This window comes from Bacillus inaquosorum KCTC 13429 (assembly GCF_000332645.1).
Classification (GTDB): domain Bacteria; phylum Bacillota; class Bacilli; order Bacillales; family Bacillaceae; genus Bacillus; species Bacillus inaquosorum.
The window spans coordinates 220,145-234,491 of record NZ_AMXN01000002.1 but is presented as its reverse complement, the minus strand read 5'-3'; the positions used below and the strand labels follow the sequence as shown (position 1 = coordinate 234,491).

The window sequence follows — 14,347 nt, the reverse complement described above, 5'->3', positions numbered from 1 at the left end:
TTTATAACGTCCGGCTTTGGATTGCTTGAGAGAGGATGCAAGTAAGCAAGTAAAGGGCTTATAAGTAAAGTCATCTGCTTCTCGGAGAGCTTATCAGCGATGACAAAAAATGATTTTCATAACTCTTTCATATATTCTTTCTCTATTTTTTTAAAAAGAAACTTTAATGAAATAGAGAAAGCCGGAATGTTAGATCCGGCCTCTGCCTGAAATAGGTAAAGCCATTAGCCAAGTAACATTTTTGTTACTAAATTCAAGTAGTTCTAAATCTTCCTCCCATAAAAATGGGGGAACGAACATAACATGTTTCATATCGGTTTCTTCTTTATTTGAGTTACTTTTAGTCGAATTGGCATTAGCGAAATGTGAGTGTTTTTCAGTCTTTAGAGGTTAAAATTAATTAATAGCTCAAAGAAATTAGCTTTCACACTTGACTATATACCTATAGGGGTATATTATTGCGTTATGAATAACAAGGGGTTAATAAGGTGGTGTGGTTAGTATCAATTATTTAGTTGTTGCATTTCTGCTTATTTTTGTTATTATCCATGCAACGTATAGACGTTATTATCCTATAACCGGAATCTCTTGTACCCATAAAGATAAATTAGAGACCATGGACATAACAATATTAGATATTCGCCATTATAACGATGTACCCAATTTTTCGGATGGTATTATTTTAAACATCCCATATGCGTATCTAAAACGTTTTTATTTAGAGATTCCACGTGATAAAATACAATAATAGCTCATGATAGGGTGGAATTAAATTTAGGAGTGCGTTTTCTGAAGAGCAAAGGTATCCATGTAAATAGTTATGAATTGGCAACATGTAAATGTAAAAATAAATTATAGAAAGGATTTCATCGATATATGGAGTATGATCAAAAGATTAAAAACCGCTTACGCCGAATAGAAGGACAAATTAAAGGTGTATTGACTATGATGGAACAAGGAAAAGATTGTAGAGAGGTTGTGACCCAACTAGCAGCTTCACGTAATGCTATCGATCGAGCAATGGGTTTAATTGTGAGCACAAACCTTGAACATTGTGTTCGTGAAAGTTTAGAAAAGGGCGAAGACACACAAAACTTAGTAAAAGAAGCAGTCGACTTATTGGTAAAGAGTCGATAAAAAATTCATCAACCTATATTTAAGGTTGACGAATTTTTATATGTGTTATATTATACCCCTGCCGGTATTTAATGAGTTGAATAATAGCAGATCTTTCGAAAAAATTTTTTGATCTCGATATACCCCCACGGGTAATTGGTTAGGAGAATAAACATGACAGAACAAACAAAACGCACAACAATTGTTTTATTTAGCGGGGATTATGATAAAGCAATGGCAGCCTATATTATTGCAAATGGTGCTGCTGCCTACGATCATGAAGTGACGATTTTCCACACTTTTTGGGGATTAAACGCTTTGCGTAAAGAAGAACCTGTTCCAGTGAAAAAAGGGTTTCTTGAAAAAATGTTTGGTAAAATGATGCCTCGCGGTGCTGATAAGATGGGTTTATCTAAAATGAACTTTGCAGGTATGGGTCCTATAATGATTAAAAATGTGATGAAAAAGCATAATTCACTGACATTGCCTCAGTTAATTGAGACGGCTCAAGAACAGGATGTAAAGCTTGTAGCTTGTACGATGACAATGGATCTTCTTGGTTTACAGGAAAAAGAACTATTAGATGATATCGACTATGCTGGAGTAGCAGCTTATTTGGCAGATGCTGAAGAAGGCAGTGTCAACTTATTTATCTAACGTTACCCATTGCAAATTCAATAAATGAAAGGGGGGGGACACTATGGACAGTGGCGTACTTATCAATACCTTACTTATTTTATTTTTACTTTGGATTGTATTTCGACGTTTTTTACCAGTGCAAGGTGTTAAACAAATAACAACTGCTGATTTAAAGTCAGAGCTTAAAAATAAAGGCAAACAGTTTATCGATGTACGAACACCTCATGAATTTCGTACAAGACATATTCAAGGGTTTAAAAACATTCCCTTGTCAAATCTGCTTCGTCAAACCAATCAACTTTCGAAAGATAAAGAAGTTTTTATTATTTGTCAAAGTGGAATGAGAAGTCTAAAGGCGAGCAAGGTATTGAAAAAACAAGGATTTAAAAATATCACAAATATTAAAGGTGGTATGAATACATGGTCATAAAACCTTAGATAGTATTTTTTTTGTATATTTATATACCCCCACCCCTATTTAAAAAGGAGGAAAAAAATGGTGAAGGCAAATATTGTGTTAGACGCTAAAGGTTTGACGTGTCCAATGCCCATTGTAAAAACGAAGAAGAAAATTAAGGATTTAAAAGCTGGTGAGATACTAGAAATTGAAGCAACAGATAAAGGCTCTACGGCAGATTTGCAAGCATGGGCAAATAGCACAGGTCATGAATATCTAGGTACTGAAACAGAGGGAGAAATACTTCATCATTTTCTTCGTAAAGGAGGAGAACATTCATCAGAAAGCACACCTTCTATTCCTGAGGTTTCACTAGAAGCTTTCAAACAGAAAGTTGAAAGTGAGGAGTCTCTTAACATTTTAGATGTCCGGGAGTTAGATGAGTATGAAGAAGCTCATATCCCGGGAGTTGTGCATATCCCTCTTGGGGAAGTGGAAAAGCGCTCTAACGAGTTAAACAAAGATGATGAAATTTATATCATTTGCCATTCTGGAAGAAGAAGTGAAATGGCAGCCCAAACGATGAAAAAACAAGGTTTTAAAAAGGTTATTAATGTTGTCCCTGGTATGCGTGATTGGACAGGTAAAACAGAATAAATAAGAAAAGGGTGATAACAAATGAGTACAAGAGTAGCAATTATTGCGGCAAATGGTGGTCTATTTGATGCCTATAAGTTTTTAATATTGCGACTGCCGCAGCAGCAAGTGATCAAGAAGTATCTATCTTCTTTACATTCGAGGGATTAAATCTGATTCATAAGCAAGCACATCAAGAATTAGAAATGCCGAAAGGAAAAGAACACTTTGCGGAAGGATTTAAGAAAGCAAGCGTGCCGTCTATTCCTGAACTGATTGAAATGGCACAAGAAATGGGAGTTACATTTATTGGTTGTCAAATGACGATGGACGTTATGGGTTTAACCAAAGATGATTTTGTAGAAGGAATTGAAGTAGGCGGGGCTGTTACCTTTTTAGATTTTGCTAAAGATGCTGATGTATCCTTAACATTTTAGTCTCGTTAAAAATAGATTCGATATAGGAGGTATTTAAACATGACCGTAAAGGCACTGACCCCAAAAGAAGTGACAAAAAAAATCTTTAACAAAGAACCTTTATTTATTTTGGATGTGCGTAATGAAAATGATTTTAGTGATTGGAAGATTGAAGGGCATGACTTTGACCATTTGAATGTTCCTTATTTCGATCTTTTAGATGGAGTAGAAGATATATTGGAGAAAATTCCTTCTGATAAAGAAGTGCTAGTCGTTTGCGCAAAAGAAGGTTCATCCGTAATGGTATCCGAGATGCTTTCAGAAGCAGGTCTTTCTGTATCCTATCTTAAAGGCGGAATGAAAGCATGGAGTGAACATTTAGAGCCGGTAAAAGTCGGAGATTTAAAAGATGGTGGTGAAATTTATCAGTTTGTTCGAATTGGGAAAGGTTGCCTATCATACATGATATTCTCCAATGGAGAAGCAGCCATAGTAGACGCTACGCGTATGGCAGAAGTGTTTATAGATTTTGCAAAGGAGAAAGGTGTAACGATTACTCACGTATTTGATACACATCTTCACGCAGACCATATTTCAGGTGGGAGAGTAATTGCCGAAAAAACAAAAGCAACCTACTGGTTACCGCCTAAAGATGCTGAAGAAGTGGTATTCGATTATCAGCCGTTGGAAGAAGGAAATGATATTATCATTGGAAATATAAAGATTAGAATTCAACCGATTTATTCTCCAGGGCATACCATTGGCTCCACTTCTTTCATTGTCGATGATCAGTATCTTCTTTCAGGTGATATCTTATTTATCGATTCAATCGGCAGACCGGATTTAGCCGGTATGGCAGGAGATTGGGTAGGAGATTTAAGAAAAACTCTTTATAGCCGTTACAACGCGTTATCAAAGGATTTAATTGTATTACCGGCACACTTTATGATCATTGATGAGCTAAATGATGATGGAAGTGTTGGTAAAAAACTAAGTACATTATTTGCCGAGAACCATGGTTTGAACATTGCTGATGAAGCAGAATTTAGGCACTTAGTGACAGGTAATTTACCTCCACAACCCAATGCATATCAAGAGATTCGCGAAACAAATATGGGGAAAATCAACCCAGATGAAGAAAAACAGCGTGAAATGGAGATTGGGCCAAATCGTTGTGCAATTCGATAAAAGATGATTATTACCAAACAGAGGAGAGATGAACATGAAATCAGATAAAGTATTAGATGCTAAAGGGCTGGCATGTCCAATGCCAATCGTCAAAACAAAGAAAGCTATGAATGAAATAGAATCAGGTCAAATATTAGAAGTGCATGCAACCGATAAAGGATTCAAAAGTGACCTAGCGGCTTGGTCTAAATCAGGTGGGCATGACATCTTAGAGCAAGCTCAAGAAGGAGATGTACTGAAATTCTGGATTGAAAAAGGCTAATGAATGTGAAAGGGTATCGAATAAAAAGATACCCTTTTCCTTTGAAAAGGAGGAAAACCAAATTGGATATTGCCTTTATCACAACTCTTTTCATTATAGGGTTTATTGGTGCCTTTCTTTCCGGATTGATTGGTATTGGCGGTTCAGTAATTAATTATCCAATGTTATTGTACATTCCTTCTTTAGTAGGGGTGATGTCATTAACTGCCCATGAAGTTTCAGGGATAGGGGCTATTCAAGTTTTCTTTGCGACACTTGGCGGTGTTTGGGCTTATCGTAAGAGTGGTCTTTTAAATAAAGCATTAATTATTTACATGGGAAGCAGCATCCTTTTAGGGAGTGTATTGGGGAGTTATTTTTCTCATCACTTATCTGAAAAAGGAATTAACTTTATATACGGAATTCTGGCTATTATAGCTGTTATTCTAATGTTTATACCTAAAAAAGGACAAGCACATAGAGACGGCAAAGAAGTGATATTTAATAAATGGTTGGCTTCGTCCCTAGCGTTTATCATTGGTGGCGTATCAGGTATTTTAGGAGCTGGCGGCGCCTTTATCCTAGTCCCCATTATGTTATCGATTTTAAATATTCCTGTTAGAATCACCGTCGCTTCATCTCTTGCGATTACACTTCTTTCATCTATTGGAGCAACAGTTGGAAAGGTGATTACAGGTCAGGTACTTTTTTTACCTTCTTTGATTCTTATTATCTCAAGTTTAATCGCTTCGCCTCTAGGAGCAAAACTGGGACAAAAAGTAAATGAAAAAATCCTGCGGTGGATCTTAGCTTTACTGATTTTGGTGACGGCTGTTAAAATTTGGTTGGATATTCTGTAACAGATCACTTTCTTACGTATGATTAAAAGAAAGACCAACAGAGTGTTTCAAATGTTGGCCTTTCTTTTTTATGTTAAGACATTTACATAATGTTCAATAAATGTTTGTACAGGATGAAATTCTTTTTGATAATGGATGACTCGTACCAATCTATATGATAGCCCATATAAAGTATTTGAATTAGTATTGTCTACTGTCGATTAGCATTTTTATACACGGATAGTGAAGAATTTGAGTATTTTAAAAGAAGGATAAAGCTACGAGGAATACGAACTCACATAACTCGACTTCTAAAGTTGCTCCATTCTTTATTCAAACAACTCATCCACAACATGTTTTAAAATCTCGTAAGACTGAATTTCCTTGCTCAATTCGTAAATATTAGATAATACAATTAATTCATCTACTTGATACATTTGTTGGAATTCAATTAGTTCGCGACGAATTGTTTCTGAATCACCCATGATTGTATACCCCAGTCGACTATGGAGAATTTCTAATTCAAACTGTGATAACGATTCTAGGAAGTTTTCAGTGGGTGGAATAAGCTTACTTAAATTATTTGTGTAAATATCAATATACACCTGCAAATGACTTGCAGAAATAAAAGATGCCTCTTCCATAGATTCTGCTGCAATCACATTAATACAAGCAATCACATAAGGCTCTTGTAAATAAGAAGACGGTTGGAAATTTTCTCGATAAATAGCGAGCGCTTCTTCCATCGCATGAGGTGAAAATTGAGCGCCAAATGCATAGGGTAAACCAAGCTTTGCAGCAATTTTCGCTGAATCCGTTGAGGATCCTAACACAAATACAGGCACATGCGTTCCAATACCTGGATAAGCGCGAACCTCTCTCTGCACACTCTTATCCCCAACAAAACGCAAAATATCATTTACTTCTCTTTCAAAGAAAAACACTCCATTATGGTTGGAACGACGAATCACATCGGCCGTTTTTTGATCCGTTCCCGGTGCGCGTCCTAATGCCAAATCTACACGATTTGGATATAATGTTTCAAGTGTTCCAAATTGCTCCGCTACGACTAATGGGGAATGATTTGGCAACATAATACCCCCTGAACCTACGCGAATGTCCTTTGTATTTGCTAATATATGTTGTACAATTGATACGGTTGCTGCACTTGCATAAGCGTCGTGATTATGATGCTCTGCAAACCAAATCCGTTTATAGCCCATATTATCTACAGCTTTAGCTAATGAAACTGCAGAATCAATCCCTTGTTTCATTGTTTCTCCTTGTCTTAATGGAGCAACTGATAAAACAGATATATCAAATTTTTTCATAATTTCACCTCTAAAAATAATGAACTTATACAAAATCAATGGAAAAACCATTTTAAATAAATGTCTCATATTAAATGGTGTACATTCCTCTTTTGTTTTGTATGCAAATAAATATATACTTTCTCAATCGATCAATACATAGGGAAAATAAAGTTATTTCACAATTTCACTTTATTTTTAAAGTTTTAAGCATACATAAAAAATTGCACAGCGAACAGACTATGTAAAATACATCTTATTTTTTCAGAAAGGATACAAGAAAATGATTGATGAAATAGATAAAAAAATACTTGATGAGCTGTCTAAAAATAGTCGCCTTACAATGAAAAAATTAGGGGAAAAAGTACATCTCACTGCACCAGCAACCGCATCAAGAGTAGTAAAGTTATTAGACAATGGCATAATAAAAGGATGTAGTATTGAAGTGAATCAAGTGAAATTAGGCTTCTCTATACATGCTTTTCTTAATATTTATATCGAAAAAATCCATCATCAACCCTATTTAGCTTTTATAGAAACACAAGGTAACTATGTAATAAACAATTATAAAGTTAGTGGAGACGGTTGTTATTTGCTTGAATGTAAATTTCCTTCAAACGAGGTATTAGATCAATTTTTAAATGACTTAAACAAACATGCAAACTATAAAGTGTCGATTGTTATTGGTAAATAGTTAACTTTATAAAACGGAGATGTGTGGTCATATAACATGATATATATCTGCTCTAAAAAAGCCCTAGTTTGGATATGAAATTTACCAAGCTAGAGCTTTTTTTATACATGATTTAACACTTATACATTATGATAACAAGCACATTATTCATCAGACATTAATGACGTATTATAATGATTTTTTACTTCCTTAATAGACAAATAAAGCTGATAGTTTCCATATTTCAATAAATCATTCAAAAGGTGATTTAAAACTTCTTGTGAATGAACCTTTACCTTCAGAAGATAACATGCGTCTCCTGAAATACGATGTGCTTCGCTAATTTCATTACGAGCAGCAATAAATTTCAATAAATCATTATGCTTATATGCATTCATGAAAAAGATGACAAAGGCTGTAAAAGAAAGCCCCACCCTCAATTCATCAATCACAATCGAATATGCCTTAATGATACCGTTATCCTCCATTTTTTTGATGCGATTGCCTACCGCTTGTCCTGTCATATGAATTTTTTCACCGATTTCTTTCCATTGTATCCGAGCATTTTTATTTAATAATTGGAGAATTTGAAAATCAATTGAATCAATTTGCATAGTAACTACTTTCACAGTGAAAAAGTTTTACATAATAGTATTTCATGAGACCATCGAAAATTCAATGGAAATTATATATCCTTATACAGTATAAAAATTTTAAGAGGTGAAAAAAATGACAACAGCTTTATTAGTGATTGATATTCAAAATGATTACTTTCCAAATGGGAAGATGGCTTTAACAAACCCTGAGAAAGCAGCACAAAATGCGGCTAAACTACTTTCACACTTCAGAAACACAGGCGCACCAGTCTTTCATGTACAGCATATCACAGAAGGTAACATGGCTCATTTTTTCCATCCAAATACAGAAGGTGTCGAAATTTATGAGTCAGTACGTCCATTAGAGAAAGAGACAGTTATTGTAAAATATATGCCGAATAGCTTTTTCAATACAGATTTACATGAAAAGCTACAAGAACAAGGGGTTAAAGAATTAGTTGTTTGCGGTATGATGTCCCATATGTGTATTGATGCAACAGTTCGTTCTGCAGTTGAACATGGTTATGTATGCCAAGTGGTAGAAGATGCTTGCGCAACAACAACATTGCAAATTGAAGATAAAATCGTTCCTGCTGAACATGTCCATTACGCATTTATGGCCGCATTAAATGGTGTCTATGCAACAGTGAAAACCACAGAGGCATTTTAAAAATAAAAGAATTTCCTTTGCGAACATAACGTCTTTCTTTTCACAAGAAAGATGATTCAACAACTTAAAAAAGGATGTTCAGAAAAATAACTTCTGGACATCCTTTATTCATTATCTTTATTTTGTTTTTCGGTATCATTATTCCCATCTGATAAAAGATCAAGATGTCCTGTTTTTGATCCATAGTAAGACCATGTACAGGAATTGTTTTTGCCATATAGATATTGATGAAGGTTTACATAAAGCACCTAATTGCTTGATTTACTTTAATGTTAGATCCCTCAATAACTCCATTCTCTTCTAATTTCTCTACTCTAGCTGTAGCTGCTGGCCATGTTAAATGTACTCTCTCCCAGATCTTTCATTGTAATTCGGCTATTATACATAATTTCTCTATAATTTTTTATCTGTTTGATCTATTTGAACGTTAATTCCTTTCGAAAATAAAGTCAAAGAGTTAAAACACTTTTTTTTATCTATGTATTTGAACACTGCTGATATTATACACTTAACTCTGTCGAACTAAGACAAATAAAAAAAAGAAAGTGAGTTGTAAATATGAATATTACACAAATTCGAAATGCAACAATTGTTGTAAAATACGCAAATAAAAAATTTTTAATAGATCCTATGTTAGCAGAGAAAGGTACGTACGCTACTTTCCCTGAAACGATCAGACAAGATCTATTTAATCCTTTGGTGAGTTTGCCAACGTCAATTGATAACATTCTGGATGGCGTAGATGCAGTCATTGTTACTCATCTACACCTAGATCACTTTGATGATGTGGCAAGAAACGTATTGCCGAAAAATATCAAAATGTTTGTTCAAAATGAAGCAGATGCAAAAGAAGTAAAATCAAGTGGTTTCAAAAATGTAGAAGTACTACAACAAGACACAGTTTTTGAAGGGATCCAATTAGTAAAAACAAAAGGTGAACATGGTAGAGGAGAAGAGTTATTAAACTTAATGGGTGAAGTTTGTGGATTAGTATTCAAGCACCCAAGTGAAAAAGTTTTATATGTAGCTGGTGATACAGTTTGGTATGATGCTATCGAAGACGAGATTCATACACATCAACCAGAAATCATTGTTGTTAATGGTGGAGACAATCAAAGATTAGAATTAGGTTCACTCATCATGGGAAAAGAAGACATCTATGAAGTTCACAAGGCTGCTCCTAATGCTAAGATTATATCTGTTCATATGGAAGCTGTTAACCATTGGACACTATCTAGAGAAGAATTAAAAAACTTTAGTAAGGAAAAAGGATTCTCAAGTAATATTTTAGTACCAGAAGATGGCGAGTCTTACACATTTTAATATGAACACCGACAAACAATATTGTCTTGTTCATATTAAAAAATAAGAAATAGAAGAAGCTCATAATATAAAAACTAATCATGAGCTTCTTCTAATGATGAATATAAAGAAATTTTAAATATATCGAAAATCCTAAATATATGGAATAACAAAAATGGAATTTCCAATGATGACAAAAAAACTTGAACAGCAACAGAGATATGTCGTTAGGAGGTAGAGATAATGACAAAAAAAGATACAAATATATCAACACAGCAGCCTGTTTGGTTACAAGGTTATATTGATTCACCAGAAAAACAAAACCAACTTTATAAAAAAACATTAAAAATCTTGATGGTTTCACAAATTTTTGGGGGAGCAGGACTTGGTGCTGGGATAACAGTTGGGGCGCTTCTTGCACAAGATATGATAGGATCGGAAAATGTAGCAGGAATTCCAACTGCCCTCTTTACTTTTGGATCTGCCGTAGCTGCCCTACTTATAGGAGCATCCTCACAACGTTTTGGTCGTAGAGCCGGACTTGCAGGTGGTTTCCTTATAGGTGGATTAGGTGCTATAGGTGTTATAATTGCGGCTTTAATCAACAGCGTTGCCCTATTATTTGTTTCCCTTCTTATTTATGGAGCAGGTATGGCTTCTAATCTTCAAGTTCGGTATGCTGGGACAGACCTTGCAAATGAGAAACAACGGGCAACTGCTGCAAGTATGGCCTTAGTTTCTACTACTTTAGGAGCTGTAGTGGGTCCTAACTTAGTTAATACGATGGGGGAATTTGCAGATTCAATTGGTGTTCCCAATCTAGCTGGTCCGTTTATCATGTCAGGAGCAGCTTTTATAATTGCTGGATTTATTCTCTTAATTTTTCTTCGTCCAGATCCGCTGTTTGTATCAACAGCTATTGCGAATGCTGAGAAAAAAGACGATAAAGTACAGATAGGAGGAAGTCTAAAAAATCCTGCCATAAACAAAAATGGAATAATGGTAGGAGCTGTCATTATGATATTAGCTCAACTAATCATGACAGCTATTATGACAATGACACCAGTTCACATGGGTCATCACGGTCATGGTTTGAGCGAAGTGGGATTAGTTATAGGGCTCCATATTGCTGCGATGTATCTTCCTTCACCATTGACTGGTTTACTAGTAGATAAGTTTGGTCGAACTACTATGGCCATTGCTTCAGGTGCTACTCTTCTTGCCGCTGGATTGGTGGCAGCTATTGCACCGGCAGACTCATTATCATTGCTTATCCTGGCACTAGTATTACTAGGAGTAGGTTGGAACTTTGGTTTACTAACGGGAACTGCCCTCATTATAGATTCAACACATCCATCTGTAAGTGCAAAAACACAAGGAACATTTGATGTCTTGGTAGCACTATCAGGAGCAGCGGGTGGAGCCTTGTCAGGAATGGTTGTTGCACAATTTAGTTATACAATACTATCAATTTCTGGAGCCGTTTTATCATTGTTACTTATTCCAGTAGTTATTTGGTATTTTAAAAGGAAGGAAAAAGCATAAGCTTAAGTATCTTTCCTAAACCTTTGAAGAGCCTAAGTAGACATTACTCTAAGGTGTCTTGGGTGTTATGTAACTTCAAGGTATAAGCGGAGATGTAGCAAAACTTCGACTCTCGCCTTCTTAGGTGTAGTCGATTCCATTGTTGTGCTGGAGCTTGTATACGGTAATGATGAAAAACGCCTGAGTGATAAATTAGAAGTCTCTTGGACATTATTTCGGAGAGGCACTGTACATCAATGATTATATAGAAAGGGGTGTTTATATATGAAGAAAACAATTAAAGAACAAAAGTTGGTATTAATTATACTTCTTAGCAATATATTCATTGCATTTCTAGGTATAGGTCTCATCGTCCCCGTTATGCCGTCTTTTATGAATATCATGCATTTATCGGGAAAAACGATGGGCTATCTTGTCGCCGTACTTGCGGTAGCACAACTGCTTATTTCACCGCTCGCAGGACGATGGGTTGACCATTATGGCAGAAAGAAAATCATCATAAGCGGTTTGTTTCTTTTTGGTGTTTCAGAACTTATCTTTAGTTTAGGCACGACTGTATCAGCGCTTTATATATCAAGGATTCTAGGGGGAATTAGTGCTGCCTTTATTATGACAGGAGTTACTGCATTTGTTGCAGATATTACATCCGTTCAGGAACGTCCAAAAGCGATAGGCTATATTTCTGCCGCCATTAGTACTGGCTTTATTATCGGACCTGGCATCGGTGGCTTTATTGCAGAATACGGTATACGTATGCCCCTCTTCTTTGCGGCAGGCATTGCCTTTTTAGCATGCATTTCATCCATATTTATTTTAAAAGAGCCGCTAACAAAGGAACAGCTTGCAGAAATTTCTGCAAATACAAAGCAAACAAACTTAATAGGCGATTTCAAAAGATCACTTAATCCACGTTACTTTACTGCCTTTATCATTGTATTTGTACTTGCTTTCGGATTATCAGCATATGAAACAGTTTTCAGCCTATTTTCTGATCATAAATTTGGCTTCACGCCGAAGGAAATTGCAACTATTATTACAATCAGCTCAATCTTCGGAGTTGTTATTCAATTATTTATGTTTGGAAAAATGGTAGATATACTTGGTGAAAAGAAACTAATTCAATTATTGTTAATTATAGGTGCAATATTGGCAGTGGTATCTACTGTAATCTCTAGCTTTTTAGCAGTGCTTGCGGTAACTTGCTTCATCTTCCTCGCATTTGACTTGCTTCGCCCGGCATTGACGACTTTTTTATCAAAAGCTGCCGAGAAAGAGCAAGGATTTGTTGCTGGAATGAACTCAACCTATACGAGCTTAGGTAATATCGGAGGGCCAGCCATGGGTGGAATATTATTTGACGTAAACATCCACTATCCTTATCTTTTCGCTGCTGTCATTATGGTCATTGGCTTCGGTATTACAATTATGTGGAAAGAAAACCGGTTGGGAGAAAGCTTAGCGAAAAACTTGAGATCCTAGTGGGGATAGTAAAAAAACCGATGATTTAAACCTCGGTTTTTTTATTTGTTTTCATATTCTTTGAAAATGACCTCATTTGGACAAACAGCTGTTACATAGCATTACCCAAGGGGTGATGCATTTTATGAAGGTAATCATCATCGAGGGACCGCAAGCTGACAAATGCATTAACGATTGCTATCATTATTTAATAAAACTTTATAGGAAGGAGATCTAGGGTGATAGCAATATATGTAAGGGTATCAACCGAGGAACAAGCGATCAAGGGATCGAGCATCGACAGCCAGATCGCGGCCTGTATAAATAGGTGTGTTGAAGCATGCTATGAAGGGGTTTCTAGCGCGAGCTTTTATAACGTCCGGCTTTGGATTGCTTGAGAGAGGATGCAAGTAAGCAAGTAAAGGGCTTATAAGTAAAGTCATCTGTTTCTCGGAGAGCTTATCAGCGATGACAAAAAATGATTTTCATAACTCTTTCATATATTCTTCCTCTATTTCTTTTAAAAGAAACTTTAATGAAATAGAGAAAGCCGGAATATTAGATCCGGCCTGTTCTAAATCATTTCCCTTTTGCTTTCTTTCGCTTTTCCTTCTCCGCCCGATAAAACTCATGAAACATCTTCATCAGCGCCCGTTTTTCAATCCGCGATACATAGCTGCGCGAGATACCGAGTTCTTTGGCAATCTCACGCTGCGTTTTTTCCTTCTTCAAATCAAGCCCAAACCGTCCGACAATCACTTCCTTCTCACGATCATCTAAAATGTCAATGTATTGTTTCACTTTTTCAAGCTCCATATTGAGCTGGATCGTATCAATCACGTCTTCATTTTCTGATTTTAGTACATCGATCAGGCTTATTTCATTCCCTTCCTTATCCTGCCCGATCGGATCATGAAGGGAAACGTCTTTTTTTGTTTTTTTCAATGCGCGTAAATGCATGAGAATCTCATTTTCAATACACCGCGCAGCATACGTCGCCAGCTTTGTCCCTTTTCCGGCGGAATAGCTTTCAATTCCTTTGATCAGCCCGATTGTTCCGATGGAGATTAAGTCCTCTGCATCCTCACCTGTATTTTCGAACTTTTTCACAATATGGGCGACCAAGCGAAGATTATGCTCAATCAGCATGTTTCTGGCATGTTCATCTCCTTTAGCCATGAGCTCTAAGTATTTTTTTTCCTCGCTGCTTGAGAGCGGTTGTGGAAAGGCATTGTTTTTCACGTAAGATACTAAAAAGACAAGCTCTTTAACAACAAAGCCGAACGCTGCGAAAACACCTGTCACCATCGTCACCTCCACA

15 protein-coding genes and 6 pseudogenes are annotated in these 14,347 nt (G+C 36.1%); 15 read left to right on the top strand and 6 right to left on the bottom strand.

Annotated elements, in window-relative coordinates:
- Positions 1-77 precede the first annotated feature (77 nt).
- A pseudogene (locus BSI_RS23280) lies at positions 78-144 on the bottom strand (hypothetical protein); the annotation flags it as partial.
- Between the two features lie 63 nt (positions 145-207).
- Positions 208-324: pseudogene (locus BSI_RS22020) on the bottom strand (suppressor of fused domain protein); the annotation flags it as partial.
- A 169-nt stretch (positions 325-493) separates the two neighbouring features.
- Between BSI_RS22020 and BSI_RS22965 the strand changes: the two are divergent.
- The 9 genes and pseudogenes from BSI_RS22965 to BSI_RS15345 all read left to right on the top strand — a co-directional run bounded on the left by BSI_RS22965 (position 494) and on the right by BSI_RS15345 (position 5,493).
- Positions 494-858: pseudogene (locus tag BSI_RS22965) on the top strand (rhodanese-like domain-containing protein).
- Positions 859-876: 18 nt separating this feature from the next.
- A complete protein-coding gene (locus BSI_RS15315; RefSeq protein WP_003237170.1) occupies positions 877-1,137 on the top strand; it encodes a metal-sensitive transcriptional regulator in 261 nt (86 codons plus the stop codon).
- 153 nt (positions 1,138-1,290) lie between these two features.
- Complete coding sequence (locus BSI_RS15320; protein ID WP_003237169.1) at positions 1,291-1,773, top strand: DsrE/DsrF/DrsH-like family protein; 483 nt, start codon at positions 1,291-1,293, stop codon at positions 1,771-1,773.
- Positions 1,774-1,816: 43 nt separating this feature from the next.
- Positions 1,817-2,185, top strand: coding sequence for a rhodanese-like domain-containing protein (locus tag BSI_RS15325; protein ID WP_003237168.1), 369 nt, complete (start codon positions 1,817-1,819; stop codon positions 2,183-2,185).
- 66 nt (positions 2,186-2,251) lie between these two features.
- Positions 2,252-2,809, top strand: a complete 558-nt coding sequence (locus BSI_RS15330) for a sulfurtransferase TusA family protein (RefSeq protein ID WP_003237167.1) — start codon at positions 2,252-2,254, stop codon at positions 2,807-2,809.
- A gap of 21 nt (positions 2,810-2,830) precedes the next feature.
- A pseudogene (locus BSI_RS22010) lies at positions 2,831-3,225 on the top strand (DsrE/DsrF/DrsH-like family protein).
- A 35-nt stretch (positions 3,226-3,260) separates the two neighbouring features.
- Positions 3,261-4,392, top strand: a pseudogene (locus BSI_RS15335) (MBL fold metallo-hydrolase); the annotation flags it as partial.
- Between the two features lie 34 nt (positions 4,393-4,426).
- A complete protein-coding gene (locus BSI_RS15340) occupies positions 4,427-4,654 on the top strand; it encodes a sulfurtransferase TusA family protein (RefSeq protein WP_003237159.1) in 228 nt (75 codons plus the stop codon).
- A 62-nt stretch (positions 4,655-4,716) separates the two neighbouring features.
- Positions 4,717-5,493: a sulfite exporter TauE/SafE family protein gene (locus tag BSI_RS15345; RefSeq protein WP_003237156.1), complete on the top strand. Its 777-nt coding sequence runs from the start codon at positions 4,717-4,719 to the stop codon at positions 5,491-5,493.
- 308 nt (positions 5,494-5,801) lie between these two features.
- On the opposite strand, the gene BSI_RS15350 is transcribed toward BSI_RS15345, so the two are convergent.
- The gene (locus BSI_RS15350) at positions 5,802-6,803 is read right to left on the bottom strand and encodes an LLM class flavin-dependent oxidoreductase (protein ID WP_032731960.1); all 1,002 of its coding nucleotides are present in this window, start codon (positions 6,801-6,803) and stop codon (positions 5,802-5,804) included.
- A 262-nt stretch (positions 6,804-7,065) separates the two neighbouring features.
- Here BSI_RS15350 and lrpA point away from each other — a divergent pair, with 262 nt between their 5' ends.
- A complete protein-coding gene (gene lrpA / locus BSI_RS15355; protein ID WP_003237151.1) occupies positions 7,066-7,476 on the top strand; it encodes a transcriptional regulator LrpA in 411 nt (136 codons plus the stop codon).
- Between the two features lie 143 nt (positions 7,477-7,619).
- Here the strand turns inward: lrpA and lrpB are convergent, their stop codons facing one another.
- Positions 7,620-8,069 carry a transcriptional regulator LrpB gene (gene lrpB / locus BSI_RS15360; protein ID WP_003237149.1) on the bottom strand — a complete coding sequence of 150 codons (450 nt, stop codon included), beginning with the start codon at positions 8,067-8,069 and terminating at the stop codon, positions 7,620-7,622.
- Positions 8,070-8,184: 115 nt separating this feature from the next.
- Here lrpB and BSI_RS15365 point away from each other — a divergent pair, with 115 nt between their 5' ends.
- Positions 8,185-8,721 (top strand): cysteine hydrolase family protein, encoded by a 537-nt coding sequence (locus BSI_RS15365; protein ID WP_003237147.1) that lies wholly within the window; start codon positions 8,185-8,187, stop codon positions 8,719-8,721.
- 235 nt (positions 8,722-8,956) lie between these two features.
- Here BSI_RS15365 and BSI_RS23225 read toward each other — a convergent pair whose 3' ends face one another.
- Positions 8,957-9,079 (bottom strand): winged helix-turn-helix transcriptional regulator, encoded by a 123-nt coding sequence (locus BSI_RS23225; protein WP_323135013.1) that lies wholly within the window; start codon positions 9,077-9,079, stop codon positions 8,957-8,959.
- 200 nt (positions 9,080-9,279) lie between these two features.
- On the opposite strand from BSI_RS23225, the gene BSI_RS15370 reads away from it, so the two are divergent.
- The 4 genes and pseudogenes from BSI_RS15370 to BSI_RS22960 all read left to right on the top strand — a co-directional run bounded on the left by BSI_RS15370 (position 9,280) and on the right by BSI_RS22960 (position 13,350).
- Positions 9,280-10,044, top strand: coding sequence for an MBL fold metallo-hydrolase (locus BSI_RS15370; RefSeq protein WP_003237143.1), 765 nt, complete (start codon positions 9,280-9,282; stop codon positions 10,042-10,044).
- Between the two features lie 222 nt (positions 10,045-10,266).
- Entirely contained in the window at positions 10,267-11,568 is a 1,302-nt protein-coding gene (locus BSI_RS15375) for an MFS transporter (RefSeq protein WP_003237141.1), read from the top strand.
- A gap of 264 nt (positions 11,569-11,832) precedes the next feature.
- Entirely contained in the window at positions 11,833-13,047 is a 1,215-nt protein-coding gene (locus tag BSI_RS15380) for an MFS transporter (protein WP_003237139.1), read from the top strand.
- 124 nt (positions 13,048-13,171) lie between these two features.
- Positions 13,172-13,350: pseudogene (locus BSI_RS22960) on the top strand (hypothetical protein).
- Between the two features lie 255 nt (positions 13,351-13,605).
- Here the strand turns inward: BSI_RS22960 and sigK are convergent.
- Entirely contained in the window at positions 13,606-14,334 is a 729-nt protein-coding gene (gene sigK, locus BSI_RS15385) for an RNA polymerase sporulation sigma factor SigK (protein ID WP_003237137.1), read from the bottom strand.
- Between the last annotated feature and the right edge of the window lie 13 nt (positions 14,335-14,347).

What these genes read in the sequence shown, in the direction of transcription:
- BSI_RS15315 (WP_003237170.1), top strand. Translation starts at nt 877, where the DNA reads ATGGAGTATGATCAAAAGATTAAAAACCGCTTACGCCGAATAGAAGGA.
- BSI_RS15320 (WP_003237169.1), top strand. Translation starts at nt 1,291, where the DNA reads ATGACAGAACAAACAAAACGCACAACAATTGTTTTATTTAGCGGGGAT.
- BSI_RS15325 (WP_003237168.1), top strand. Translation starts at nt 1,817, where the DNA reads ATGGACAGTGGCGTACTTATCAATACCTTACTTATTTTATTTTTACTT.
- BSI_RS15330 (WP_003237167.1), top strand. Translation starts at nt 2,252, where the DNA reads ATGGTGAAGGCAAATATTGTGTTAGACGCTAAAGGTTTGACGTGTCCA.
- BSI_RS15340 (WP_003237159.1), top strand. Translation starts at nt 4,427, where the DNA reads ATGAAATCAGATAAAGTATTAGATGCTAAAGGGCTGGCATGTCCAATG.
- BSI_RS15350 (WP_032731960.1), bottom strand. Translation starts at nt 6,803, where the DNA reads ATGAAAAAATTTGATATATCTGTTTTATCAGTTGCTCCATTAAGACAA.
- lrpA (WP_003237151.1), top strand. Translation starts at nt 7,066, where the DNA reads ATGATTGATGAAATAGATAAAAAAATACTTGATGAGCTGTCTAAAAAT.
- lrpB (WP_003237149.1), bottom strand. Translation starts at nt 8,069, where the DNA reads ATGCAAATTGATTCAATTGATTTTCAAATTCTCCAATTATTAAATAAA.
- BSI_RS15365 (WP_003237147.1), top strand. Translation starts at nt 8,185, where the DNA reads ATGACAACAGCTTTATTAGTGATTGATATTCAAAATGATTACTTTCCA.
- BSI_RS15370 (WP_003237143.1), top strand. Translation starts at nt 9,280, where the DNA reads ATGAATATTACACAAATTCGAAATGCAACAATTGTTGTAAAATACGCA.
- BSI_RS15375 (WP_003237141.1), top strand. Translation starts at nt 10,267, where the DNA reads ATGACAAAAAAAGATACAAATATATCAACACAGCAGCCTGTTTGGTTA.
- BSI_RS15380 (WP_003237139.1), top strand. Translation starts at nt 11,833, where the DNA reads ATGAAGAAAACAATTAAAGAACAAAAGTTGGTATTAATTATACTTCTT.
- sigK (WP_003237137.1), bottom strand. Translation starts at nt 14,334, where the DNA reads ATGGTGACAGGTGTTTTCGCAGCGTTCGGCTTTGTTGTTAAAGAGCTT.